We start from the raw sequence: 25,911 nt of genomic DNA, 5'->3' as shown, positions 1-25,911 counted from the left end.
TCGACGGACAATTCGTTCCGCGGCGTTTCAGGTGCTTCGGCGGGAATTTTTTTGAAGGAGAATGGAACGAAAACGCGTCTTTATTGGCGGATTTTCTGCCAGACGGAGGGAGAAACACCGACCATCTTGCGAAAGACGCGAGAGAAATGCGCCTGATCCGAAAAACCGGCGGCAATGGCGATGTCGGTCAGCGCCATGTCGGTCCGCATCATCAGTTCCTTGACGCGATCGATGCGCGCCTGCATCTGCCATTGGTGGGGCGGCACGCCGGTGGAGGCCTTGAAGGCATGGCTGAAATGCGATTGCGACAGGTTGGTGAGTTCCGCAAGTTCCTCCAGCCGGATCGACCGCAGGCAATGTTCGCGGATGTAATCCGTCGCCGCCCTCAACTGCCAGGCGGCGAGCTTGCTGCGTTTTTTGACCGGCTCCCGCTTCACTTTCAGGAAATCCGTTAATAGCGCCAGCACGAGGCTTTCGCCATAAAGGTCATGCAGCGGATCGGGATTATCACATTCGGCGGCAATCAATCGCGCCAGCGCCAGCAGGCGCTCATCCTCGAACATCAGATGCGGATCGAGCAGGCTGTGCGGATCGAAGCCCTGCACCAGCCGCGCGCCCAGCAATCCCGCATCGAAATGCAGATCGAGGTGGCGCACGAAGGAGACGTTGCTCAGTTCGGCATGCACATCCAGATCGGCAGGCACGAAGGAAATACGGTTCGCCTTGGACGAACCGTAATTGTCGCGGCGGCAGCGGTTCATCATGAACCGGCCGTCATCCGTCCCGTCCATGTCCAGCAGGAAAACGAAACGCGGATCCTTGCCGACATAACGGCCGCCCGCCTTCGGGGCGCAACGCACATCCCAGAGATCGGCGACGATGCCGTTCCACACCCGCGAGCGCGGGCCGCCGATGACGGCAAAGCCCTCGATCTCATTTTCCATCCGCACGCGGAAAGCCATGGCCTCTCGATCCCGCAGGGCGCCATGGCGCCACTATAAACATGATAAATCTATTCATGTTTATAGTGGCAAACTGCTTTCCCCGCAACTGCCGGCCTTCGGCCAAGCCTTACCACTTCTTGGAAAGCTTGAAGGTGATGGTGCGGCTATCGCCCCAGCCGCAGACGGAGACGCCGGCGCAGCTCTTCACATATTCCTTGTCGAAGACATTGGCGACGTTGATCGATGCGGTCCAGTCGTTCTTCTCGTAGCGGATTGCAGCGTCGAAGACGGCGGCATCCGGAACACGCAGCGTATTTGCCTCATCCGCCCAGGATTTGCCCTGATACCTAACGCCGCCGCCGAGGCTGAGACCTTCCAGCGCGTCTGTGGTAAAGGCATAGTCCAGCCACAGCGAGGCGGTGTGGGCAGGCACGATCCATGGCGATTTGCCGATAAGGTTAGGATTGGCGTCGCGGGTAATCTCCAGATCCGTATAGGAATAAGAGGCGAGCGCCTTCCAGTTGTCGGTGAGATTGGCCTTGGCCTCCAGCTCGAAGCCGGTGGATTCCACCTGCCCGAACTGACCGCTCGTGGTCACGCCGCCGGCCGTATAGGAAACGATGGCATTGTCCTTGACCAGCTTGAAGACGGAGGCGGTGATGCTGCCGTCGAAGAAGGTCGGCTCATATTTGATACCGGCCTCGAACTGGTGTCCCTCTTCCGGCGAAGCGGGAGTGCCATCCGCAAGCGTATCGATGAGCGGATTGAAGAAAGTGGCCGCCGAGACATAGGGTGTCAGGCCATTGTCGAATTCATAGGCGAGACCGGCGCGGCCGCTCAGCGCATCGTCATTGGAGCGGCGGGAGAGACCCGCAGGGAGCCTATTGTTCAGCTCGGTGTCGACATAGTCGTAACGGCCGTTCAGCGTGACCAGCCAGCCATCGCCGAAGCGCAGCTGGTCCTGCGCGTAGATGCCGATCTGCTGCTGGGTCACGATATTGTCGGCATAGACGAAATTCGTTCCCTGCGTCGAGCCATAGACCGGGTTGAGCGCACCGATTGCATTCGATCCGCAGCAGGCCTGCACCTGGTCCAGCCGGTAATATTTATAGTCGAGACCGAAGAGCAGAGAGTGATTGACCGCGCCGGTATCGAACTGGCCTTCGACCCGGTTATCCACGCCGAAACTGTCGACTTTCGACACGCCATCGTAACCGAAGCGAGTCAACATATAGTCGTTGGTGGTGGCATCGAGGATCGGCTGGCCGTTTGCATCTGTATTGGCCCAGCCGCCGGCATAGGGTCCGGTCTCATGCTTGTAGAGGTGGCCATAGCGGGCGTTCTGGCTGATCTTCCAGCCATTGTCGAATTCATGGCTGACCTCGTAACCCACCATGGACTGGTAGACGCGGCCATTGTCGATATCCGGCTCGCCATAAAAGGCCTTGCGGTCGAGCTTGCCGAAGGGCGCGTCGACCACGGTGCCGACATAAGGCAGGAAGCCGTTGCCGATATGAACCTGATCGAGCGCCGAGAAATAACCGTAAAGCGTGGCACTTGTCTGCGCGTCCGGCTCGAAGGTGATCTGCGGCATGATGAAGCCGCGCAAATCCTCGGAATAATCGGTGTAATTGTCGCCGCCGGAGACCTTGCCGGTGACGCGGTATTTCCACACGCCTTCACCATCGACCTTGTCGCCGAGATCGAAACCGAAGAAGGCATTGCCGAAATTATTGATGCCGATTTCCGTTTCGCGCACCGGCTCATCCTGCGTGCGCTTGCGGACCATCTGCACAATACCGCCGGGATTGGCGCCGCCATAAAGCACCGAGGCAGGGCCTTTCAGAACTTCCACGCGCTCCAGACCGTAGGCATCCATCTGGAAACCGCCGAAACCGTAGCTGAACAGGTTCAGACCATCCAGAAACACGCCGGTCTGGGTGGCCTGAAAACCGCGAATATAAATCCAGTCCGTATCCGGGTCGGTGCCGAAGGGCTCCGCCGTCACACCGGGGGTATAACGCAGTACCTCGTCGATTTTCGTCACTGCGCCGCGGTCATCCATTTCCTGGCGGCCGACGACCGATACGGATTGCGGAATATCCCTGGTTTCCGTCTCGGTTTTCGAACCGGTCGCACTTTTCTTCGCGACATAACCCCGGACCGGACCTGTCGCGTTTTCCGCGCCCTGCCCTTCAACGGTAATCTGCTGCAGAACGGTCGTGTCCTGCGCGTGGCCCATCGCTGGCGCCAGCAAAACAACGGCGGCCGTGCCCAAAGCCAGACGGCTCAAAAACATCCCATGCAAATTTTTCAAGATATGCCCCGAAACAGATCGCAGCCGATGTCCAAATTCGACAGGCCGCGGCACCTCAATTAAGCTGAGTATTTACATCAGGATTAAGGCAGGATGCTTGTCGTTTTCTGGCGGGATTTGAAGCTTATTGGCCTCTCGCACAGTTTTGCGCCCGTCATTTATCGGACAGGGCTTCGATATCAGCCCTTGCGCCGGCCGATCCTTGCAAGCTGCATGACCGGAAGCATGCCGATGACGACGATTGCCAGCGCTGCGATTGCCGCCTCCTCATAGGTGCCGCGCGCCGCTTCGCCATAAAGATGGGTAGCGAAGGTTTCGAAATTCAGCGGCCTCAACAGAAGCGTGGCGGGAAGCTCCTTGACGCAATCGACAAAGATCAGCAGCGCCGCTGCCGCAAGCGACGCCTTGGATAGCGGCAGATGAATCTGGCGGAATGTCTGCGTCGCGGATCGTCCGAGCGTTCGCGAGGCGTGATCGAAGGATTGCGGTATGCGGCTGAGGCCGGCATCCACACCGCCCGCCGCAATGGTGAGGAAACGCGCCGAATAGGCATAGATCAGCGCCGCACCGCTGCCGATGAAGATGAGGCCGGTAGAGATGCCGAACCAGTCACGCATGGTCTGGTCGACAAACCGGTCGAAGCCGCCAAGCGCGATCAGCACGCCGATGGCGATGACCGTGCCGGGGGCCGCATATCCGACCGTCGAAAGCCGGTAGGACCAGAGCGAGAGACGCCCCGGTGCAAGACGCATGGCGTAGGCAACCGCAAGGCCGAGGATCAGGGTGATAACCGTCGCCAGGCCGGCAAAGACGATGGTGTTCAGAGCTTCATCGGCAAAGCGGGCGGAGAGGCCGCTGAAACGGAACCGTTTCCATGCCTCGATGACGAGATAGCTGGCCGGCGCCACAAAGCCGATCAGGACCGGCAGGCCGCCGAGTACGAAAGCGGCCCAGCCCTTCAGGCCGTTGAGTCGCAGCGGCTCCAGTTCCCTGCTTTTCTGCGCCGAAACCGCATAACGCTGCTTGCGCCGCGCCCAGCGCTCAAGCGCCACGAGGGCGACAACGATGAACAGCATGGAAAGCGCGATCTGCGCCGCACCCGGCAGGTCGGATTTCGTGACCCAGGTGGTGTAGACGGAAACGGTGAGCGTGCGGACGCCCAGAAACTCCGATGCGCCTATATCATTCAGCGCTTCCATCAGGGCAAGGCTGATGCCGACCGCAATCGCCGGGCGCGCCAGCGGCACCGCCACCTTGAAGAAGGCCGCGCGTCTGGAAACGCCGAGCGTTCGTGCCGCTTCCAGCAGGTTGCCCGCCTGCGTCAGGAACATGGCGCGCACGGGAATATAGACATAGGGAAACAGCACGAAGCCGAGAAGGACGATGCAGCCCGTCATGGACCTTATGTCCGGCAGACGAAATTCGCGCGGGCTGGAATAACCGAGCAGCCAGCGGATCGCGCCCTGCACCGGTCCGATGGGATGCAGAATATCCAGATAGGCGTAAGCGACGATATAGGTGGGCATGGCCAGCGGCAGCAGCAGCGCCCATTCCAATATTTTGCGGCCGGGAAAATCATAGGCGGTGACCAACCAGGCGGCATAGGTTCCGACGACACCGGCCAGCAGCCCGACCCCGGCGAGAAGGATCGCCGTATCCGGAAGCGCCGTCCAGAGCACGGTCGAGCCGAGATGCGCCCACAGGCCTTCAGAACCCTGCAACGCCTGCGATACAAGCGCCAGAACCGGCACCATAGCGCCGCAGACCGCCAGCACGGAGAGGCACAGCCACCAGAAGGAGGATGAAAACCTGGCTCGGGCACGAGGTGTCAGTGGCTGGATGGCGTCTGGATTCATGTGCTTTCAGAAAATACGCGGAAAGGCGCCCGCAGATGCGAACGCCTTCCACCAAGTTATCGCTGATTGGCCTTTACTTGTCGAAACCGACCTTGTCGACCAGCTCGCTCGCCTGCTTGCGGTGCGAGACGATTTCCGTCAGCGGCTTGTTATCGATCTTCAGCGTGCCGAAGGAAGCGATGATCTCGTTGAGAGCCGCACCCTGCTTGACCGGATATTCGTAGTTGGCTTCAGCATAGATCTTCTGGGCTTCGTCGGAGACGAGATATTCCAGCAGCTTGACGGCTTCCGCCTTGTTCGGTGCATTCTTGGCCACGGCAGCGCCGCTGATATTGACCTGCGTGCCGCCATTCTTGAAGGTCGGCAGAACGACCTTGATGGCGTCGCCCCACTTCACCTGCTCCTCGCCGCCCTTGCCCGAGCGCATCAGGCCGACATAATAGGAGTTGGCGATGCCGATATCGCAAATGCCGCCGAGGATGTCCTTGGCGACATCGCGGTCGCCGCCGCCTGCCTTGCGGGCCAGGTTTTCCTTGACGCCGGCAAGCCACTTCTCGGTGTCCGCAGCGCCGTAATGGGCGATGTAGTCGGCAAAGAGCGCCGTGTTATAGGGGTGCTGGCCGGCGCGAATGCAGACCTTGCCCTTCCACTTCGCATCCGCCAGATCTTCATAGTTGAAGGAGGCGAGATCGACATCCTTCGCCGCATAAAGAACGCGGGCGCGCATGGAGAGCGCGAACCAATGGCCCTTGGCATCACGAAGTTCAGCCGGGATAGCCTTGGTCAAGGTTTCGGATTCGACCGCCTGGGTGACACCCTTTTCAGCGAGATCGACGAGGTTGCCGGCATCCACCGTCATCAGAACGTCGGCAGGCGAGCTTGCGCCCTCGCTCAGAACGCGCTCGGCAAGACCGTCCTTCAGGAACACGGTGTTGACCTTGACGCCGCTCGAGGCGGTGAAGGATTCCAGAAGCGGCTGGATCAGGCCCGGTTCGCGGGTGGTGTAGATGTTGAGTTCCGCAGCGCTGGCCGTTCCGGCTGCAAAGGCAACCGTGCTGGCAAGCAGGGCAAATCTGGTAAATTTCGTCATGTTTTGTCTCCCTCTCCGATAGCGGCAATATAGAGGGAGCAGACATCATACCTGATGACCCAAATCAAGTTTTATTTCTCTGTTTTTCGCGCGGATTCGATCACCAAGAGTTGAAAATGGAGCGGAAATAAACATACAAATCCGCTCACTCAACTTGCAGTAAATATCAGCACTCCCTTGGGATCGATACCGAAACGCACCGCTGTCGTCCTGGCGGGTGTGCGCTGCATTGTCCTGACACGCAGATCGGCCGACAGTCCGGGCACGGCTATGCCAAGCTGCTCGATCTCCCCCAGGAAGACACGGCTCGATATTTCGCCGGCAATTCCTTCTTTCGCCGCACCGTCCTCGATGATCGAAATCGCATTTGGGCGAACATAGGCAATGGCGGCGAGACCGTCAGGCAGATCGGACGCGTCGCCCAGAAGCCCGAGCGGCGTTTCGACGCGACCCTGTCTTACCCGGCCTTCGATCTTGTTGAAGGCGCAGAAAAAATCGGCGGCATAACGGGTTTTGGGATGATCGTGGATTTCGTAACCCGTGCCGCTCTGCACGATGCGCCCGCGCTGCATCAGAACCACACGGTCGCCTGCGGAAAGCGCCTCTTCCGGATCATGCGTCACCATGATCGCCGTCGTGCCCAGTTGCCGCAACAGGCCGAGCGTTTCCTCGCGCACGCTGTCGCGCAATCCCCTGTCCAGATTGGAAAAGGGTTCGTCCATCAGAAGCAGGCCGGGCTGCGGGGCAAGCGCGCGGGCGAGCGCCACACGCTGTTGCTCGCCGCCCGAAAGCGTATGCGGATAACGTTTCGCCAGTTCCTGCAGGTGAACATGTTCGATCATCTCTGCGGCGCGGCGGCGGGCTTCCACCTTCGGCAAAGACCGAAGACCGAACATCACATTCTGCTCGACGGTCAGATGCGGAAACAGCGCATAATCCTGAAAGACAAAACCGATATTGCGCTTTTCCGGCTCGACGAAAACAGCGGGGCCGGCAACGGCAGCGCCGTTCAGGGAAACGCTGCCATGGTCCGGCGTCTCCACGCCCGCCACGATGCGCAGCAAGGTCGATTTTCCACAGCCGGAGCGTCCCACCAGACAAATGATTTCGCCGCGTTCGACGGAAAGATCGATATCGGACAGCACTTCCGTATCGCCGAATCTCTTCCCGACCGATTTCAGTTCAAGCGCTGCCCTGCCTGCCATTTCCAATCCTGCCCTGCTTTGCGAATTATGTTGATCGCTCAAATCAGGATTAAAGTCAAAAAAGCCGGGCAAAATGCTTTTCCCTTCACGAGTTGGCGAGATGTGCGGCAGCAATATTGACGTTTACGTTAGAGTTAAATAGGCTTTGCCGACGAGATGGACGTCAAGGGATTACGCGTCTATCATTCGTCACCGGGGAGCGAGAGGAGCGGTCGATCCGGTGACGCCACAGGGAGTTCCCTCAACCCGGCCGATTGAGCCGGCTGAATGCGGGAGCTTCGTGAACATCAGGCAGCCGAAAGCGCCCTTCACGCGTTTCAAGGAATGCGCGGCGCGACAAAGACTCTGGGAGGAGAAGCATGAGTGAACTGTCCTTGGGACACCCGGAAAATGTCAGCGCAGAGAAGCGCTGGCTGGCATCCTATCCGCCGGGCGTACCTTCCGAAATCCCCGCATCCGCCCATGCCTCCCTTGTCGAACTTCTCGAAAAGAGCTGTGCGCAATTTGCCGACCGCAAGGCCTTTTCCAGCATGGGAAAGTCCCTGACCTATCGGGAACTGGACGCTGAAACCCGCGCGGTCGCTGCCTGGCTGCAATCCAGAGGGCTGGAAAAAGGCGACCGGGTTGCCGTGATGATGCCGAATATCCTGCAAAATCCCGTCGCGGTATACGGGATCCTGCGGGCGGGGATGATCGTGGTCAATGTCAATCCGCTCTACACACCGCGCGAGCTGGAACATCAGCTCAAGGATTCCGGCGCAAAGGCGATCTTTGTTCTGGAAAACTTCGCCCATGTGGCCCAGCAGGCGGTGCCGAAAACCGCGGTTCGGCATGTGGTCGTCGCGGCGATGGGCGATCTCCTCGGCCTGAAGGGACATATCGTCAATCTGGTGGTTCGCAAGGTCAAGAAACTGGTGCCCGCCTACACCATTCCCGGTTCCATTAGCTTCAAGGCGATGCTGAAGGAAGGTCAGGGATTTTCGCTGAAGCCGGTCAGCCTTACGGCGCAGGACATCGCCTTCCTGCAATATACCGGCGGCACAACCGGTGTATCCAAGGGTGCGGTTCTCACCCATGCCAATCTTCTGGCCAACAAGCTTCAGATCAGCCTGTGGCTGGACGCCGCCTTCAACGGCCGAAAGGACCGCCCGGAAGTTCTCAACTTCATCTGCGCGCTGCCGCTCTGCCACATCTTCGCATTGACGGTGAATTCGCTGATGGGCATTGCGCTCGGCGGTCATAATCTGCTCATCGCCAATCCGCGCGACATTCCCGGCTTCGTAAAGGAGCTGACGCATTATCAGCCGCATATTTTCCCCGGCATCAACACGCTTTTCAACGCGCTGATGAATAATGAGGATTTCCGCAAGCTCGATCTGTCGTCGCTTATTCTGGTTCTCGGTGGCGGCATGGCAGTGCAAAGGCCCGTTGCGGAGCGCTGGCTTTCGATCGTCGGCTGCCCGATTGCCGAAGGTTACGGTCTTTCCGAGACATCGCCCGTTGCAACGGTCAATCGTCTCGATTCGACGGAATTCAGTGGCACCATCGGTCTGCCGATTTCCTCGACCGAAATCGATATTCGCGACGAGGACGGTAACAGCCTGCCGACAGGCGAAGTCGGCGAGATCTGCATTCGCGGACCGCAGGTCATGGCCGGCTACTGGCAGAGGCCGGATGAAACCGCCAAAGCCATGACGGCAGACGGCTTCTTCCGCTCCGGCGACATGGGGTTCATGGACGATCGCGGTTATACCAAGATCGTCGACCGCAAGAAGGATATGATCCTCGTTTCCGGTTTCAACGTCTATCCGAACGAGGTCGAGGAAGTGGCCGCCAGCCACCCGGGCGTGCTGGAATGCGCCGCCATCGGCGTTCCCGACGAACATTCCGGCGAAACCGTCAAGCTTTTCGTCGTCAAGAAGGACCAGTCGCTGACGGAAGCGGAACTCAAGGCCTTCTGCGCCAAGAACCTGACAAATTACAAGCGGCCGAAAATCATCGAGTTCCGCACCGAACTGCCGAAATCCAATGTCGGCAAGATTTTGCGACGCGAATTGCGCAATCTGAACTGAGCGCTTCGAAGCCAATGACGAGAGCCGGGAAACCGGCTCTTTTCTTTTATCGCGGCCCTTTTCTTTTATCAAAGTCGCCTTGATTTGGCCGCCTGAAAAAGAATAGTTTCCTCATCCTTCCACGGAAGCCGAGGAGCACAAGATGCAGGCCACCATCGAAAAACTGAAAGTAACGGCGAGCAGCACAGCCGCAACCGATCTTCGCGCCGCGTTTGCGGCCGATGACCAACGATTCAGCCGTTTCAGCGCGAAATTCGATGACCTGCTGATGGACTATTCCAAATGCGCGGTGAATGAAGAAATCGTGACGCTCCTCGAGACGCTGGCCCGCGAGGGCGGCGTCGAGGCCAAGCGCGAGGAGATGTTCTCCGGCAAGGCCATCAACTTCACCGAGGACCGCGCCGTGCTGCATACCGCGCTGCGCAACCGTTCCAACACGCCCGTTCTCGTCGATGGCAAGGACGTGATGCCTGACGTGAACGCCGTTCTCACCGCGATGGGCAAATTTGCCGATGCGATCCGCTCCGGTTCGCTGAAGGGTGCGACCGGCAAGAAGATTACCGACGTCATCAATATCGGCATTGGCGGTTCCGATCTCGGCCCCGTGATGGCGACGCTGGCGCTTGCGCCTTTCCATGACGGCCCGCGCGCGCATTTCGTCTCGAACATCGATGGCGCTCATATCGCCGACACGCTGAAGCTTGTCGACCCGGAAACCTCGCTGTTCATCGTCGCGTCGAAGACCTTCACCACCATCGAAACCATGACGAATGCCGCCACCGCGCGCCGCTTCATCGCTGAGAAACTGGGTGAGGCAGCTGTCAAGCATCACTTCGCCGCCGTTTCCACCGCGCTGGAAAAGGTTGCCGCCTTCGGCATCGAAAGCGACCGCATCTTCGGTTTCTGGGACTGGGTTGGTGGACGCTACTCGATCTGGTCGGCCATTGGCCTGCCGCTGATGATCGCCATCGGGCCGGATAATTTTGGCAAGTTCCTGGATGGTGCGCATGCCATGGACAGGCACTTCCGCGAAGCGCCGATCCGCGAAAACCTGCCGATGCTGCTCGGCCTCATCGGCTTTTATAACCGCAACGTGTTGAATTATCCGACGCGCGCGATCCTGCCCTATGATCAGCGGCTGTCGCGTTTCCCGGCTTATTTGCAGCAGCTCGACATGGAGTCGAACGGCAAGGGTGTGACCATCGACGGCACGCCCGTCGAAGGCCAGTCCGGCCCGGTCGTCTGGGGCGAGCCCGGCACCAATGGCCAGCACGCCTTCTACCAGCTCATCCACCAGGGCACGAGCGTCATTCCGGCGGAATTCATGATCGCGGCCAACGGTTTCGAGCCCGAACTGCGCCACCAGCACCAGCTTCTCATCGCCAATTGCCTGGCGCAATCGGAAGCGCTGATGAAGGGCCGCACGCTTGCCGAAGCGAAAGCCCAGCTCACCTCCAAGGGCATGGAAGACAAACTTGCCGATTTCATCGCGCCGCATCGCGTCTTCACCGGCAACCGCCCCTCCATCACCTTCGTCTACGACAAGCTGACGCCGTTCGCCCTTGGCCGCCTGATCGCGCTTTACGAGCATCGCGTTTTCGTCGAAGGCGTGCTGTTCCGTATCAACTCCTTCGACCAGTGGGGCGTGGAGCTTGGCAAGGAACTGGCGACCGGCCTGCTTCCCGTCGTGGAAGGCAAGGAAAGTGCAGCCGGCCATGACAGCTCGACGCAGGGGCTGGTGAAAGCGCTGGCGGGACTGGCGAGCTGAGGGACGTTACGACCGTCATCTAAAAAGCCGGAGACACCTCCGGCTTTTTTTAATTTGGCGGCTCAAATATAAAGCGCCGCCATCTTGCGCCACGCGCCCGCCCGGTGGGCGCGGCCATCCCAGACGTGCATCCGATGCCCCACCTGTTTTTCCGACAGAACACGGCTCAGATGATGATTGTTGTCCAGAAACGGGTCGGCATCGCCGATGGTGAAGACCATGTCGATGCGGCGCAGGTGATCAAGCCGCCACGGGCAGGCGAGGCCCGGCAGGAAATGGCTCGGCATGTGGAAATAGATGTCGTCGTCGTAATAGCCATCGAACAGATCGCCGAAGGATTCCACCTTCATCGTCAGGTCATAACGGCCGGAAAAGGCCACGAGCTTGCGAAAAAGATGCGGGTGGCGAAAAACGAGGCTGGCGGCCTGAAACGCACCCAGACTGCAACCCTGCACGATCGTATCGCTATTCGGGTTTTTCTCGGCCATCAGCGGCAGCACTTCGTTCAGAATATAGTCTTCGAAGGCGGCATGCCGGCGAATGCGATCGGCGGGATGATGCCCGGCCGCATAGAAGGTCTCTCTGGCCAGCCCCTCTATACAATAGAGCTGAAGGTGGCCCGCCTCCAGCTTGTCGGCCAAACTGCCGACAAGACCAAGTTCCTCATATTCGAAGAAACGCCCGTCGCGGGTGGGAAACATCAGCACCTTGGCGCCGGAATGTCCGAATATTAACAGCTCCATGTCGCGATGGAGCCTTTGACTATACCAACGGAGATATTCGCGTTTCATGGCACCTTGAAAAACCGTCTGACCTTGTCCTTATGGACCGCATCTTGCGATGCGCTGTCAGGGTAATCGAAATGCCCGGCGTCGAGGATGAATATTTCATTAAATTTTGATTTTGGCAGCGCATTGGCCACTGCGAACTGGCAGGGCGGCGCGACCGCCGGGTCGAAAAGCGCGGGCGCAACCAGCATCGGCACTTTTATGCGGGTGGCGGCACAGGCGGCATCGAACAGGCGCAGCGTCTCAAGCAGGTTGGCGTGGGTCTTCTGGTAGGTCTGAACCGAATCCGCGCTGCCGACGGTGGGCAGCGTCAGCCAGAACGGCCGGTGTCCGAATGTCGGCACGACAAGATGGCCGCGGTCTAGGCGCTCGTCGAAAGGAATGGCCAGGGCACCGATGCCGCCGCCGAAACTGATGCCGCTATAGCCCACTTGCCCTTCCAGCCACGGATAAAGGCTGATGAGCGTGGAAACCGCAACCCACAGATCGTCGACGCAGCCGCCGATGATGTAGTCGTCTTTCCTGTCGATATTATAGAGAACATGAAGGGCGGGATCGGACGAGATCGGCGGACAGGCGCTCAGCGAAAGCCCGCGAAAACAGGGAAACAGCACGGCCGTTTCTTCCACCGGTACGTCGAAATCGGGTTCCCCTCGCCCACCATAACCATGGCCGACAACGAGGCCGCGACGCACCTGCCCTTCGCGCGGTAAAAGCAGCCACCCGCCGATGCGAAAACCGCCGGTGGAGGTGTAGGTCATATCGAGAACATGCCAGCGCGGGTCGCTGAGCCTGCTTTTTCGCAGCACCGGCCGGGGATCCGTGGCGAGCGCGCGGCGATAGCGCTTTTTCCAGAAATCATCGAAGCCCGGCGGCGCTTCGGGCGGGGTAATAGCCAGCAGCTGCTCGCGCTGCATGCCATAGGTCGGGTCGAAATCGAAAGGATGGGACTTGGGAACGCTCATGCGATGCTTGTTTCGTGAAAAAACAGCGGACACAAGCTTCATAATATCGAAATAACGGTTTTTTACGGTTCTAAAGCCGGGAAGAGTGTTGAACCACCTTTTCAAAATGGTTCAACCGCGCTCATCACAAACCGATTTCATGCGCAAAGGGCGGATTCGCGCCCGCCCGCGAAACCGTCACAGCAGCAGCTTTCGCGCCCAGCGCCAGAGCCTTCCTGATCTGCTCTTCCGTCAACGAGGCAACCTGCGCCTTGGTCAGAAGGCCCTGCATTTTCAGTGAGGCGAGAATGCCGGCATCGAAGGTATCGCCTGCGCCGACAGTGTCGACCACTTCCACCCGCTCGGAGGCCACTTCAACCTTCAGATTGGCGCTATACCCCACCGCGCCCTTGGCGCCACGGGTGACGACGACCAGTTTCGCACCATGGTGCAGCCAGTGGCGGGCAAGCGTGTCCTCATCGCCTTCCAGCCCGAACCAGGCAAGGTCTTCATCCGAGAATTTCACGATATCCGACATGGCCGCCATGCGGCGAATGCGGGCCATGTGGGACTGCTTGTCCTTGATGAAGCCGGGGCGAATATTCGGATCGAGCGAGATGACGCGGCTTTCGTGCTCGCGCGTCATCAGCGCCTCATAGGTGCTGCCGCAGGGCTCCGGGATGAGGCTGATCGCGCCGAAATGCAGCGCCTCGCAATCGGCGCCCAGTGCCGGAAGCTCCGCCTCGGTAATCATCCGGCCGGCGGTGTTTTCGTCGTAGAAGGCATAGGTCGCATGGCCATCCACCAGCTTCACGAAGGCGATGGTGGTCGGCCGCGAAAGGGTGGCGCAATAGCTGAAGTCGACATTGCTGGCGCGCAGGGTTTCCCGCAGGATATCGCCCATCATGTCATCGGAAAGACCAGTGAAGAAGGCGGATGGAACGCCGAGACGCCCAAGCGCAATCGCCGTGTTGAAGACCGCTCCGCCTGCATAGGGGGCAAAACCCGCCTCACCCAGCGTCGTCTGCCGGGGCAGCATGTCGATCAGGGCTTCACCACAACACAGGATCATTACGGTCCTCCTCAAAACAGCAAATCAAATGGACTTAAATCGATTTAGACGAAGATCGATCGGAAGGCCAGCCGCAAAACCGGGCTGGCCGCATCCGAAATTAAGATTGCGGCAATTCGCTGACACCACCGCGTTTTGCCGACCACGGCAGCGGGTTATCGAGGAAGGCTTCGACCTCGGAGAGGGTCTTTTCGTCGAACAGTTTTTCAGCCCGGGCAACCGCCAGAACATCGCGCCAGGTGGTCAGGTAATGCAGCTTGACATTGCCGTTGGCGAAGCGCGCTTCAGCCTCTTCGAAGATGCCGTAATAAAACAGCGCGATGCCGTGATCGACAATGCCGCCCGCCGCACGGATGGCATCGATGAAGGTGAACATCGAGCCGCCGGCCGTCGTCAGATCCTCGATGACGAGAACGCGTGCGCCTTCCGGCATATGGCCTTCGATCTGGGCGTTGCGGCCATGGCCTTTCGGCTTCTTGCGGCAATAGATCATCGGCAGGCCGAGGCGCTCGGCAAGGAAAGCGGCGAAGGGAATGCCCGCCGTCTCGCCGCCTGCCACACAGTCAAACTTCTCGAAACCGGCCTCGCGCATCACCGCCGCCGCCGCAAAATCCATCGCCGCCGAGCGGATGCGCGGGAAGGAGATGAGCTTGCGCATATCGATGTAAACCGGGCTCTTCATGCCCGAAGCGAAGGTGTAGGGGCTTTCGGAATTGAAGTGGACCGCCTTGATTTCCCACAACATCTTCGCAACCAGTTCCGCAACGACGGCGCGGTCAGTGAATGTGAAATGGTTCATAGGCGTTCTCCTTTTTCGGCCTTGGTTTATCGCTCCGAAAACCCGGATCGGTTTTCGGAAAGCACAACATCTCGGTTCAGCATTGCAGGTATCCGCAGGCGGCACAGAAGGGCGAATGCCTGGGGACCATAACAAAACCGCCGGCAGTGCCGGCGGTTACTAAAAAATCAACTCACATCCCAATGGAGCGGGAACATCGGATCGAACACGGTAACCGGCCCGGCGCCCGTCTCGATTTTTTCAGGAAAGGCCACCGCTTCCTCGCGCTTGACCAGCGTGACGGTTTCCTCGTTCGGCGCAAGACCATACCAGGCCGGGCCGTTGAGCGATGCGAAGGCTTCCAGTTTATCGAGGGCGTTTTCATCCTCGAAGACATGGGCAAGGCAGCTCATGGTGTTGATCGAGGTATAGATGCCGGCGCAGCCGCAGGCGCATTCCTTCAGCGGGTCCACATGCGGAGCGGAATCCGTGCCGAGGAAGAAGCGTGCATCGCCCGAAGTCGCGGCAGCCCGCAGCGCCAGCCGGTGCTCTTCGCGCTTGGCGACGGGCAGGCAATAATAATGCGGCTTGATACCGCCAACGAGAATGGCGTTACGGTTGATGATGAGATGGTGGGTGGTGATCGAACCGGCGAGGTTGGCTTTGGACGACTTGATATAGTCCACGCCGTCACGGGTGGTGATGTGCTCCATCGTCACCTTGAGTTCCGGCAGGCGCTGGCGCAGAGGCTCCAGAACCGTATCGATGAACACCTTCTCACGGTCGAAAATATCGACTTCCGGCGTCGTCACCTCACCATGCACGCAAAGCGGCAGACCGATCTTCGCCATGCGCTCCAGAACCGGCATGGCCTTGTTGAAATCGCGCACACCGCCATGGGAATTGGTGGTCGCACCCGCCGGATAGAGCTTTACGGCAGTGATGAGGCCGCTTTTTTTGCCCTCTTCCACATCGTCGGCCTGCGTGTCCTCGGTCAGATAGAGGGTCATCAGCGGCTCGAAACGGTCACCCGCGGGAATTGCCTTGACGATGCGTTCGCGATAGGCGCGGGCATCGGCCGTGGTGACGACCGGCGGCACCAGGTTCGGCATGATGATGGCACGGGCGAAATGGCGGCTCGTATCCCCGATCACCCCTTCCAGCATTGCCCCATCACGCAGGTGCAGGTGCCAGTCATCAGGGCGGCGCAGGGTGAGCGACTTCATCGGGATACCTCGGAGCATGACGGAATTGGCGCCCGCTTAGCATCTTTTGCCGCGGGAAAACAGCCGCCAAAGTCCATCCGGCGGCTGTAAATGTCATTTTTTTAAAGCATGCCTCAGATGTTGCCCGCTTCCGGCCCCCATACGTCCGTCATGGCGAAACCATCGGCCAGTGGATCGAACGGATCGAGACCCACCTGATGCAGTCCGAAGGTGAAGCCGCGCCCGGCAATGGTGGGAATGACAGCCGGGCGGCCCGCCACCTCGGTAACGGCGGAAAGGCCGACATCGAATTCCGAACCGATGATCGAGCGGGATTTATACTCGTCTCCCACCTTCACCCTGCCGCGCGCATAAAGCGTGGCGAGATTGGCGGAATTGCCGGTGCCGCAGGGCGAGCGATCCGCCCGACCCGGCCACATGGTGGTGCAGGTGCGGATGGAGCCATCCGCATCCACATCGCGGAACATGACATAGGCGACACCGGAAATGGCCGGAATTTCCGGATGAACGACGGTCATTTCTCGGTTGACCAGATCTTTCAGGATCATGCCCGCCGAGACCAGTTTTGCCGCATTGGCCTTTTCGATCGTCAGGCCGATCTGGCGGACATCGACCAGCGCATAAAAGATGCCGCCATAGGAGATATCCATGATCACCCTGCCCCATTCGGGCGTGTCGATGCTGATATCCAGCTCATGCACGAAGGACGGCACCATGGTCAGCTTGACCTTTTCGCAACGACCGTCGCGGCAGGTGGCCGTGGCCTTGACCAGACCGGCGGCCGTTTCGAGGATGATAACGGTTTCCGGCTCCTGCATTTCCACCATGCCGCTTTCCAGAAGCGCCGTCGTCGCGCAGATGGAATTGGAACCGGAGCTGGCATGCGCCTGATCCGGCTGGAGAATGACGAAGGCGGCGTGCGCATCCGGGTGCTTCGGTGGCAGGAGAAGATTGACCGACCCCATCGGCGTGCCGCGCGGCTCCAGTGTCAGAAAGCGACGAAGCGCCTCACCCTGCGGATCGGTATTCATCCAGTGAAGCTGTTCGGCCACCGTGTTGCCGGGAATTTTCGGCGCGCCGCCGGTGACGACACGGCCGATTTCGCCTTCGCAATGAACATCGAGAAGCTGGAGGGTGCGTTTCCAACGCATGGGGGTCTACTCCGGAAGTTAAGCTGCTGACCGGACCATATAGATAAAAATACAAGCTGTATACAAATCTGCGAAGGCGAGATGGTGAAAATCGCTTACGGTTTCACCATCTCGTTCTTGATTTTTGATCTATCGATTACGGCACTCTGCCCGGTTTCGATTGGCGGCAGCCTCGCAATTGACTCTCGATGACTGAACAGCCTGATCGTCCACCACGGAACCGGCGGTATCGCCCACCGATCCGACGGTATTTTCCACGGAACGGCCGAGCCGTTCCACCTGCCTGCCGTAATTTTCACGCGTGCGCGGATCGAAGACCGCAATCGGCGCGCTGACCACGACGCTGGCCGCCGTCCCAACCGTTTGCGCAGCGCCGATGCTGACGGCACCCAGCGCCTCACCCAGACCGACATCTGAATCCGTTACCGTCTGCCCGGCGATAAGGCGGTCGCCGATAAGCCGGACAACCTCGGGGCTTTCGGCAAACTTGCCATGATTCAGGCGGTCGCCGGATTGCAGCTTGGTCAAATCCAGAACGGTGATGCCGGCTTTTTCAAGCTCGCTGCGATAGGGCTCGACGGATGGGTCGATCTGGCCGAGACGATCGACATTGCCGGAAATACGGCGTGACAGGCTGAGAGCGCGATCATCCTGCGAAACGAACAGGGTGAATTTCGGCGGGGTTTTGCCGAGGCTTGCGAACTGCCGGCTGAACACGTCGACATCGAGATCGGGTGCGGCCAGAATGACATTGCTGATCTTCGGGTCGACCCGGCCATTGCGGATAGCCATCTGGCGCAGCGCCTCCACCGCAAGCCAGGTGCCCATGGAATGGGCCATGACGGTGACCTCGCCGATGGACTTGTCCTTCGCAAGGCGGGTCAGCATCTCTTCCAGCGCATCGCGCGAGTAGTTGGTGCTTTCCTTGTCGTAATTATAGTCGAAAATGCTCGCCCGCGACGGCCAGGTGAAGACCACCGGCACGACATCCGTGCCGGAATCATGAACGATCTGGGCGAAACGATAGACGGATTCTTCGTAACGGTTATTGAAACCATGCACGAAGATCAGCACGCGGCGGTCCTTCTGGATATGTTTGCCGATCCAGCTTCGTGTCTCGGCTTCGGAGCGAATGGGCTCCACCGCCACCGTTGTAAAATCCTTCAGCGGGTTCGGCGGCAGTTTCTTCGGCCATTGCACCTGCCCGACCTTGCGGTTGGCATTGGGCGGAATGGAGACCGTCACCGCATCCACCTTCAGACCCGTTCCACGCTCGCCGCCAAAAAGCACGGCGGCGTTTTCCGATGGCGCGCGGGTGGTGGCGACCAGAAGATTGACCGGTGTGGTTCCCGCCACGGTCTGCCCCGTCGGCGTCATGACCCCGATCGGACGCCCCCCGCAGCCGGCGAGCAGGGCGACAATGGCGATCATGGCCACGAAGCGAATGGGCATCACTTTACTCTCCTACAACCCAGAGGCAGCCGGACAGCAGCCGGGGGAGAGGATTTTCTACCGGAGGCGGAACAGACGCGCCAGCAACCACAGCGCAGGAGCGGACAATTTCCGCCCCGGTGTGTCCAAACGGACCCAATTGCACTGCTGTCACACCGGCAACGGGGCGCCTCGTAAAATGCAGGCCTATTTCTGCGGCAGCATCGTGCCCCTTTCGCGCAGAGCCGCATGCCAGGATAGCGCTTCTTCGATGAGATGCGGCGTATGTGCGCCCCGCGCCGCCGCCCGCTGGTAATAGTCCATCAGCGCATCGCGATAATCAGGATGCACGCAGTTCGCGATGATGACCGCCGCGCGCTCACGAGGCGCCAGCCCACGCAGATCGGCAAGCCCGATTTCGGTGACGAGAATATCGACATCATGTTCGGTATGATCGACATGGCTGACCATCGGCACGACGCTTGAAATGGCCCCGCCCTTGGCGATCGATTTGGTGACGAAGATGGACATATAGGCGTTGCGGGCGAAATCCCCCGAGCCGCCGATGCCGTTCATCATGTGCGTTCCGCCGACATGGGTGGAATTGACGTTTCCGTAGATATCGAATTCCAGCGCCGTGTTGATGCCGATAATGCCAAGGCGGCGGATGACTTCCGGATGATTGCTGACCTCCTGCGGCCGCAGGATAAGCCTGCTCTTATACTCCGCCAGTCGCGGCATCACCTGCTCGTTCATGGCAGAAGACAGCGTGATCGACGACCCGGAGGCGAAAGTCAGCTTGCCCGCATCAAACAGTTCGAAAGTCGAATCCTGCAGGACCTCCGAATACATTTTGAGATCGTGAAACGGCGTATCGATGAAACCGTGCATCACGGCATTGGCAATGGTGCCGATGCCGGCCTGGAGCGGCTGGAGCTCATGGGTCATGCGGCCGTGACGCACCTCGTTCAACAGGAACTCGGTGAGATGGCCGGCAATGGCCTTCGTCTCGTCATCCGGCGGCAGCACGGTTGAAAAACTGTCGCTCTTATCACTCAGCACGATGGCGGCGATCTTTTCCGGGGGCACCGGAATGAACGGCAGGCCAACACGGCTATCCGTCGCCACAACCGGAATGGGCATGCGGGTCGGGCGCCTGGCGGGAATGAAGATGTCGTGCAACCCCTCCAGCACCTCGGGCTGCGACAGGTTGATTTCAACGATCACCTTGTCAGCCAGAATGGCGAAGCTCGCGGAATTGCCGACGGAAGTGGTGGGCACGATGCCGCCTTCCGCCGTGATCGCTACCGCCTCGACAATGGCGATATCGACCCCGTGGATCTGGCCGCCGCGCAATTGCTCGACCGTTTCGGAAAGGTGCTGATCGATGAACATCACCTTGCCGTCATTGATCGCCCTGCGCAAAGCCGGATCGGACTGGAACGGCATGCGGCGCGCCAGCATGCCCGCCTCCACCATGGTCTTATCGAGATCGTTGCCGAGTGAGGCGCCGGTCATCAGGGTGATTTTCATGGGGTTCGTCTTGGCGCGCTCGGCCAGCGCCAGCGGCACCGCCTTCGCTTCGCCGGCGCGCGTAAAGCCGCTCATGCCCACCGTCATGCCGTCCCGAATGAGACTGGCGGCCTCTTCGGCGCTGACGATCCTGTTCAAGAGGGACGCGTTGCGGATACGCTTTTCAAGCATGCAATTCTCCATGATCTGTCATCACGATGGCACCGCATTCGGCTGGCCACCTTTCGGCGACTATGGCGTGCAGTTTCATCGATGAAACTGACATAGATCAAGGGTGCGCACGGAACCATGGTTCCGATGCATCACATCCCGTTCAACAAACCAGAAGTGGCGCATCGGCGCGACAGGCCACGGGGTCTTCTCACCACCGCAGCCTTGCAATCGTCAAAAATCTCTCCCTCACCACCGCCAACAGGCGACGAGGCGAAGGTCATCTCCGTGCAACACGGAAACGTCCGGTGTCAGGGGCCTTCGCAGACAGGCGCCTGACCGAGCACGACCTGCCCCACTTCCGCATCATAGGCACGCAGACCGAATGCGCCCAGGCTTATGACCCGGTAGCAGGGATTGCCGCCCGTCCACAGCGGATCGACAACATCGATATCGGTGATGAAACGGTGCGCGCAGGCCTGACCGGAACTGTAGGCGATGCCTTCGGCGGTCGTGCCTGCCATCGGCACATGGATATGGCCAAAAATGATATGACGTATACCGGCCGGATGAGCGGCGAGACGGCGCATGACAGCACCGTCATCATGCATGCCGATATGTTCGAAATGGCGGATGCCGCAATCCATCGGCGGGTGATGAATGAACACCGTCACCGGCAAGTCACCCGCGCTTTCCAGCGCACTCTCCAGCCATGCCAGACGATCCGCACCATACATGCCGCCGATCACATCGGCCTCGTGGCTGTCGAGAAACAGCAGCCGACCGAATTCGGTATCGATGAATGACTGGATGTAGCCGTTATCGTCACGCGGCTGTTCCGGAAAGGCGGCCACGAATTCCGGGCGGCGGTCGTGATTGCCGAGCATCAACTGCACGGGGATCGAAACGGGCGCGAGAATATCGCGAAGCAGCTCATAGGCTTCCGGCTCGCCGTAATTGCAGAGATCACCCGTCATCACAAGAAGATCGGCGTCGGCGTGTTTTTCGACAATATCGGCCACCGCCGCGCGCAGCTGCTTTTCCGGGTCGACGCCGTTTACAGCAATGCCGGGGGGTACGAGATGGGTGTCGGTGATCTGGATGATCTTCATCGTCGGTCTCTCTGCGCAAAATGGCTGCGGGAACGAATTTCCCCGCAGCCTTTTCGATGGTTTTGCTTATTTCAGCAGGGCGTTGGTCTGCTCGACGATCTGCTTGAGGCCGGCTTCCGGCGTCACCTCACCGCGCATGACGGTGCCGATGATGTCGCGCTGGGTGCGCCAGATGCGGACGGAATCGCCACCCGGATAACCGGCCCAGGGCAGAGAACGGTCAGCCTGAAGCGAAGCGGTCTTCACATTCGGGTTCTCGACATAGTAGGGAGCGAGGAAGTCCGGGCCGGTGGCCAGCTTGTTGGTCGGCAGGTAACCGGTGATGCGAACGATGGTGTTCTGCGCTTCCGGACCGGTAATCCACTTCAGGTACTTCCAGGCGGCGTCCTGCTTGGCCTTTTCCTGGGTCAGGATAACAGCCGAGTTACCGCCGGTCGGAACGCCGCCCTTTTCCTTGTTGTCGAGCGGGAAGGTCGCGGTCTTCAGCTTGAAGCGGTCGCCGACCAGACCCTGGATCGTCTGAACATGGGCAGGCGTCGAGAAGATGAAACCAGTGAGGCCTGCACCGAACTGCTGGCGCGACTGATCCCAGTCGAGCAGGTTCTGGCCGCCTTCGGTGACGAACTGACGGGTCATCTTCAGGGCGTTGAGGCCGATCTCGTTGTCGAAGCCAACGGTCTTAGCCTTCTCGTCAACGAGCTTGCCGCCCTGTTCGACGATGAGCGCCTGCCACAACCAGTCATCCGGCCAGCCGTTGATGTCGTAGCTCATGCCGGCGAACTTGGGGTCGAGAGCCTTGATCTTCTTTGCGAGAGCAATGAGTTCCGCAAAGGTCGTCGGCATCTTGTCCGGATCGCCGCCAGCCTTGGTGACGAGGTCGGAGTTGATGTAGATGATCGGCGAGGAGGCGTTGACCGGCAGGCCATACTGCTTGCCGTCGATCTGGCCGAGGGCGGCCATCTTCGGGCTGTAGTTCTTGTCGAGGAAGGCCTGTCCGCCTTCAGCCTGAATGAACGGGCCGAGATCGGTGATCTGGTTGCGCGGTGCAAGCGTGTGAACGAGTTCCGCCGTCAGGTTGTAACCCGAGAAATAAACATCCGGCAGATTGCCCGTTACGGCGGAACGCAGAACCTGCTGCTGGCCTTCATTATAACCGGCGGCCGGAGCGAGGAAGTTGATCTTCACATCCGGGTTCTTCTTCATGAATTCATCGGCCAGCGGCTGATGGAACTTGGTGAAGCCCGGCAGGTTGTAAAGAACGTTGAGCGTGATTTCATTGGCCAGAACCGGCTGAGCGAGGCCCGCAAAAGCCATGCCGAGAGCCAGACCGCCCATCACAGCGCGTCGGTTGAGTTTCATGTCAGTCTCCAGAGAGGTTGGGAGGAGGAAATCTGAACGGCGTCACTTGACGCCGGTCATGGTAATACCGGCGATGAAGTGCCGCCGTGCGAGGAGGAAGCACAGCACCATCGGCGCGGTAATCAGTGTGGCGCCCGCCATCAGCGCACCGTAATTCGCGCCGGATTCGACATCGGCGAAGAGCATCATTCCAAGCGGCGGCGGGGCGAGATTGGTGTCGGAGACCACGATCATCGGCCAATAAAGGTCGTTCCAGTGGGCAACGAGCGAAAAGATCGAGAAAGCGGCGAGCGAAGGCAGCGATCCGCGAAGGACCAGCCCCCAGCAAATCTCCATTTCCGAGAACCCATCCATGCGGGCAGCCTCGATGATTTCATTCGGATAGCTGCGGAAGGACTGGTTGAACAGGAAGATGGCGAAGACCGAAAGGAAGAACGGCATCATCATCGCGAAATAGGTGTTCAGAAGCTCCGTCTTGGCGAGACCGACAAAAAGCGGGAGGGCGAGCGCCTGAATGGGAACGCAGAGCGCCGCAATGACGAGGCCCAGCAGCAGCTTGCGGCCCGGGAACCGGAGCTTCGCCAGCGCATAGGCAGCCGGAACCGACGTCAGGATCTGCACGACGAGAATGCCGACGCAGACGATGACGCCGTTGAGCATGAAACGCGCCATCGGCACCTGACCCGCCGCCCGGGCATAATTATCCACAGCGTCGAATTTCTGCGGGATCGGCCAAAGCGAGACATCGAAAATCTCTGCCGGTGAGCGGATCGAGGTCAACACCATCCAGTAGAACGGCAGGAGCATCACGAAAGCGCCAAGGGCAAGCACGAGATGTGGGAGATATTTGCGGAGTGCGGCCATCAGTAATGCACCTTCCGGTCCATGTGCAGCGTCTGGCCGATAGACAGGACCAGCACGATCGCGAGGAAGATAATCGTCAGCGCGGCGGCATAACCGGTGTTCGAATATTCGAAACCTTCGAGATAGAGATCGAACAGCAGGGTTTCCGATCCGAAGCGACCCTTGGTGAGCACAGCCACCGTCTCGAACACCTTGAAGGCCGAGATGGAGGTGGTGACCACCACGAACATGGTCGTCGGGCCAAGCATCGGCCAAGTCACGGTCAGGAAGCGGTCGATCGGGTTCTTGGCCCCATCCAGCCGCGCCGCCTCGTGCAGATCCTTCGAAATGGCGGTGAGGCCCGCGAGGAACAGCACCATGTTGAAACCCAGGATCTGCCAGACGCCCATCAGCGCCATGGTGGGAATGAGGAGGACGGGATTGGAGAGGAAGGCGACCGGCTCGAAGCCCAGCCATTTGATCGCCGCATTCACCGGACCGAGCGAAGGATGCAGCAGGAACTGCCACACGGTTGCCATGGCAACTAGGGTTGCGGTGACGGGGAGGAAATAAGCCACCTCCCAGAAAGCCCGGCTGCGCTTGCGGTTATAAACGAGCAAAGCCACGCCGAGCGCCAGAAACACACCGAAGGGAATGACGATGAGCGCATAGATGGCGGTATTGGCCAAAGAGCGCAGGAAGACCGGATCCTGAAACGCCTTGACGAAGTTTCCGAGGCCGACAAAGCGGGTGGAGAGCGAACCGAGCTGGTAATCGGTGACGGAAAAACCGGCCAGAACGAGCATCGGGACGATATAGATTGCCAGAAGCAGCAGGCTTGCGGGGGCCGCGAACATCAGGCCGCGCCAGATCATCCGCCGGTCCGCCTTTGACAGCCGCGGGCGAGCCTTCACGCGCGCGGCCGTGGAAAAATCGACCGCCGTCATGCCGGCACCCGTTCGCGCACCGTCACCTTGCGACGCAGGCCATCGGCCGCGAAAAGATGCGCGCGTTCCGGCGCAAAGCCAAGATTCATCACGCCATTCATATCCGCGCCCACGGCATCGCCGGCGCCCTGACGCAGTGTGATGGCGACCGTCTCGTCGCTCAGCAGGCGGCAGCTCACGAAGCGGTCGGCCCCGTGGGTTTCGCTACGCACCACGCGCACGGCAAAACCTTCTTCGCCCGGGCGCAAATCTTCGGCACGAAGGCCGAGCGTCGCCGGGCCGGCATCGCGGCCCACACCCTCGATTCCGAGATCGCGCCCAAAGGCCGTGACTTTACCCTGCGCGTCGATTTCGACCGGCAGCAGGTTGATCGATGGCGTGCCGATGAAACGCGCGACCGTCAGCGTCGCGGGCCTGCGGTAAAGCTCGTCCGGCGTACCAAGCTGCTCAATGCGGCCTTCCGACATCAATGCGATGCGGTCGGACATGGTCATGGCTTCGATCTGGTCATGGGTGACATAGATGAAGGTCGCCCCCAGCCGGCGATGCAGGCCGGCCAGTTCCTCACGCATGTGGGCGCGAAGCTTCGCATCGAGGTTGGAGAGCGGCTCGTCCATCAGGAAGGCGGCGGGCGAACGCACCAGCGCCCGGGCAAGCGCCACACGCTGACGCTGGCCGCCGGAAAGCTGCGCCGGCTTGCGATCCAGCAGATGCGCGATCTGTAGCGTCTCGGCCGCCTGTTCGACGGCGGCGTCGATCTGGCTCAGCGTTTCCGCCGGGGCCGCAAACCGTCCGACCAACGGCAGGCGTGCGGCAAAGGGCAGACGCCGCATCCTGAGCGGCGTGGCAATGTTCTGGCGCACGCTCATATGCGGATAAAGGGCATAGGACTGGAAAACCATCGCCAGATTACGATCGCTCGGATCAACCTCCGTCACATCCTGATCGCCGATGGAGACCGAACCGCGATCCGGTGTTTCCAGCCCCGCAATGATACGCAGAAGCGTGGACTTGCCGCAGCCCGACATGCCGACGAGAGACAAAAACTCTCCGGGACGGATGGAGAGATCGATCTCTTTCAGAACATCGTCAGCCCCGAAGCCTTTGCCGATGCCCGAAAGTTCAAGTGATTGTGGCGTCATTCTGCGCTCCTTTTCTGGAGCGCATATGCTTATATTGTATGACAATATGACGAAGGTTTGCGGAAAGTTCGATGACACTCGAAAGCCCGGTAATCTTGGACTATCGGAAAACCCTTTGGTATAGGCCTCCACCCAAAACCACTAATATTTAGGGGGTATTGCTCAAATATTCTCCGCGCGCAT

At 59.7% G+C, this 25,911-nt stretch carries 20 protein-coding genes; 2 read left to right on the top strand and 18 right to left on the bottom strand.

All coding sequences use genetic code 11. The features are described from left to right. Positions 1-80 precede the first annotated feature (80 nt). The 5 genes from ACQZ60_RS01715 to ACQZ60_RS01695 form a co-directional block, all read right to left on the bottom strand. Positions 81-962, bottom strand: a complete 882-nt coding sequence (locus ACQZ60_RS01715; protein ID WP_020810555.1) for a helix-turn-helix transcriptional regulator — start codon at positions 960-962, stop codon at positions 81-83. A gap of 109 nt (positions 963-1,071) precedes the next feature. After that, positions 1,072-3,261, bottom strand: coding sequence for a TonB-dependent siderophore receptor (locus ACQZ60_RS01710; protein WP_020810554.1), 2,190 nt, complete (start codon positions 3,259-3,261; stop codon positions 1,072-1,074). A 179-nt stretch (positions 3,262-3,440) separates the two neighbouring features. Further along, positions 3,441-5,117: an ABC transporter permease gene (locus ACQZ60_RS01705; protein ID WP_020810553.1), complete on the bottom strand. Its 1,677-nt coding sequence runs from the start codon at positions 5,115-5,117 to the stop codon at positions 3,441-3,443. Positions 5,118-5,190: 73 nt separating this feature from the next. Then, the gene (locus ACQZ60_RS01700) at positions 5,191-6,207 is read right to left on the bottom strand and encodes an extracellular solute-binding protein (protein WP_003503602.1); all 1,017 of its coding nucleotides are present in this window, start codon (positions 6,205-6,207) and stop codon (positions 5,191-5,193) included. Between the two features lie 149 nt (positions 6,208-6,356). Continuing rightward, on the bottom strand, positions 6,357-7,412 hold the full coding sequence (locus tag ACQZ60_RS01695; RefSeq protein ID WP_020810552.1) for an ABC transporter ATP-binding protein: 1,056 nt from the start codon (positions 7,410-7,412) through the stop codon (positions 6,357-6,359). 359 nt (positions 7,413-7,771) lie between these two features. Here ACQZ60_RS01695 and ACQZ60_RS01690 point away from each other — a divergent pair, with 359 nt between their 5' ends. Both ACQZ60_RS01690 and pgi read left to right on the top strand, forming a co-directional pair. Continuing rightward, complete coding sequence (locus tag ACQZ60_RS01690; RefSeq protein WP_035265056.1) at positions 7,772-9,484, top strand: long-chain fatty acid--CoA ligase; 1,713 nt, start codon at positions 7,772-7,774, stop codon at positions 9,482-9,484. A gap of 142 nt (positions 9,485-9,626) precedes the next feature. Beyond that, the gene (gene pgi / locus ACQZ60_RS01685) at positions 9,627-11,252 is read left to right on the top strand and encodes a glucose-6-phosphate isomerase (protein WP_448734661.1); all 1,626 of its coding nucleotides are present in this window, start codon (positions 9,627-9,629) and stop codon (positions 11,250-11,252) included. Between the two features lie 62 nt (positions 11,253-11,314). Here the strand turns inward: pgi and ACQZ60_RS01680 are convergent, their stop codons facing one another. The 13 genes from ACQZ60_RS01680 to ACQZ60_RS01620 form a co-directional block, all read right to left on the bottom strand. After that, a complete protein-coding gene (locus tag ACQZ60_RS01680) occupies positions 11,315-12,043 on the bottom strand; it encodes an esterase family protein (RefSeq protein ID WP_448734660.1) in 729 nt (242 codons plus the stop codon). Beyond that, entirely contained in the window at positions 12,040-13,005 is a 966-nt protein-coding gene (locus ACQZ60_RS01675) for an acetylxylan esterase (RefSeq protein ID WP_448734659.1), read from the bottom strand. Before ACQZ60_RS01675 ends, ACQZ60_RS01680 begins: the two co-directional genes overlap by 4 nt. Before the next feature lie 124 nt (positions 13,006-13,129). After that, positions 13,130-14,056, bottom strand: a complete 927-nt coding sequence (locus tag ACQZ60_RS01670) for a carbohydrate kinase family protein (protein ID WP_080852730.1) — start codon at positions 14,054-14,056, stop codon at positions 13,130-13,132. A gap of 100 nt (positions 14,057-14,156) precedes the next feature. Further along, positions 14,157-14,855: an orotate phosphoribosyltransferase gene (locus ACQZ60_RS01665; RefSeq protein WP_003520012.1), complete on the bottom strand. Its 699-nt coding sequence runs from the start codon at positions 14,853-14,855 to the stop codon at positions 14,157-14,159. Positions 14,856-15,022: 167 nt separating this feature from the next. Beyond that, on the bottom strand, positions 15,023-16,060 hold the full coding sequence (gene pyrC, locus ACQZ60_RS01660) for a dihydroorotase (protein WP_035265162.1): 1,038 nt from the start codon (positions 16,058-16,060) through the stop codon (positions 15,023-15,025). 113 nt (positions 16,061-16,173) lie between these two features. After that, positions 16,174-17,211: a 4-hydroxyproline epimerase gene (locus ACQZ60_RS01655; protein WP_448734658.1), complete on the bottom strand. Its 1,038-nt coding sequence runs from the start codon at positions 17,209-17,211 to the stop codon at positions 16,174-16,176. 129 nt (positions 17,212-17,340) lie between these two features. Next, a complete protein-coding gene (locus ACQZ60_RS01650) occupies positions 17,341-18,663 on the bottom strand; it encodes an alpha/beta hydrolase (protein ID WP_448735306.1) in 1,323 nt (440 codons plus the stop codon). Between the two features lie 186 nt (positions 18,664-18,849). Further along, positions 18,850-20,346 (bottom strand): acetyl-CoA hydrolase/transferase family protein, encoded by a 1,497-nt coding sequence (locus ACQZ60_RS01645; protein ID WP_448734657.1) that lies wholly within the window; start codon positions 20,344-20,346, stop codon positions 18,850-18,852. Between the two features lie 290 nt (positions 20,347-20,636). Continuing rightward, complete coding sequence (locus ACQZ60_RS01640) at positions 20,637-21,437, bottom strand: phosphodiesterase (protein WP_448734656.1); 801 nt, start codon at positions 21,435-21,437, stop codon at positions 20,637-20,639. Positions 21,438-21,503: 66 nt separating this feature from the next. After that, positions 21,504-22,796, bottom strand: coding sequence for an ABC transporter substrate-binding protein (locus tag ACQZ60_RS01635; protein WP_003503651.1), 1,293 nt, complete (start codon positions 22,794-22,796; stop codon positions 21,504-21,506). 42 nt (positions 22,797-22,838) lie between these two features. After that, positions 22,839-23,660, bottom strand: a complete 822-nt coding sequence (locus tag ACQZ60_RS01630; RefSeq protein ID WP_003520023.1) for a carbohydrate ABC transporter permease — start codon at positions 23,658-23,660, stop codon at positions 22,839-22,841. Beyond that, entirely contained in the window at positions 23,660-24,586 is a 927-nt protein-coding gene (locus ACQZ60_RS01625) for a carbohydrate ABC transporter permease (protein WP_448734655.1), read from the bottom strand. The genes ACQZ60_RS01630 and ACQZ60_RS01625 overlap by 1 nt, the downstream gene beginning before the upstream one ends. Further along, positions 24,583-25,728: an ABC transporter ATP-binding protein gene (locus ACQZ60_RS01620; protein ID WP_448734654.1), complete on the bottom strand. Its 1,146-nt coding sequence runs from the start codon at positions 25,726-25,728 to the stop codon at positions 24,583-24,585. The genes ACQZ60_RS01625 and ACQZ60_RS01620 overlap by 4 nt, the downstream gene beginning before the upstream one ends. Between the last annotated feature and the right edge of the window lie 183 nt (positions 25,729-25,911).

Source organism: Agrobacterium sp. 22-223-1, from assembly GCF_053522385.1.
The sequence above is the reverse complement of the archived record's forward strand: the minus strand, read 5'-3'. Positions and strand labels throughout refer to the sequence as shown.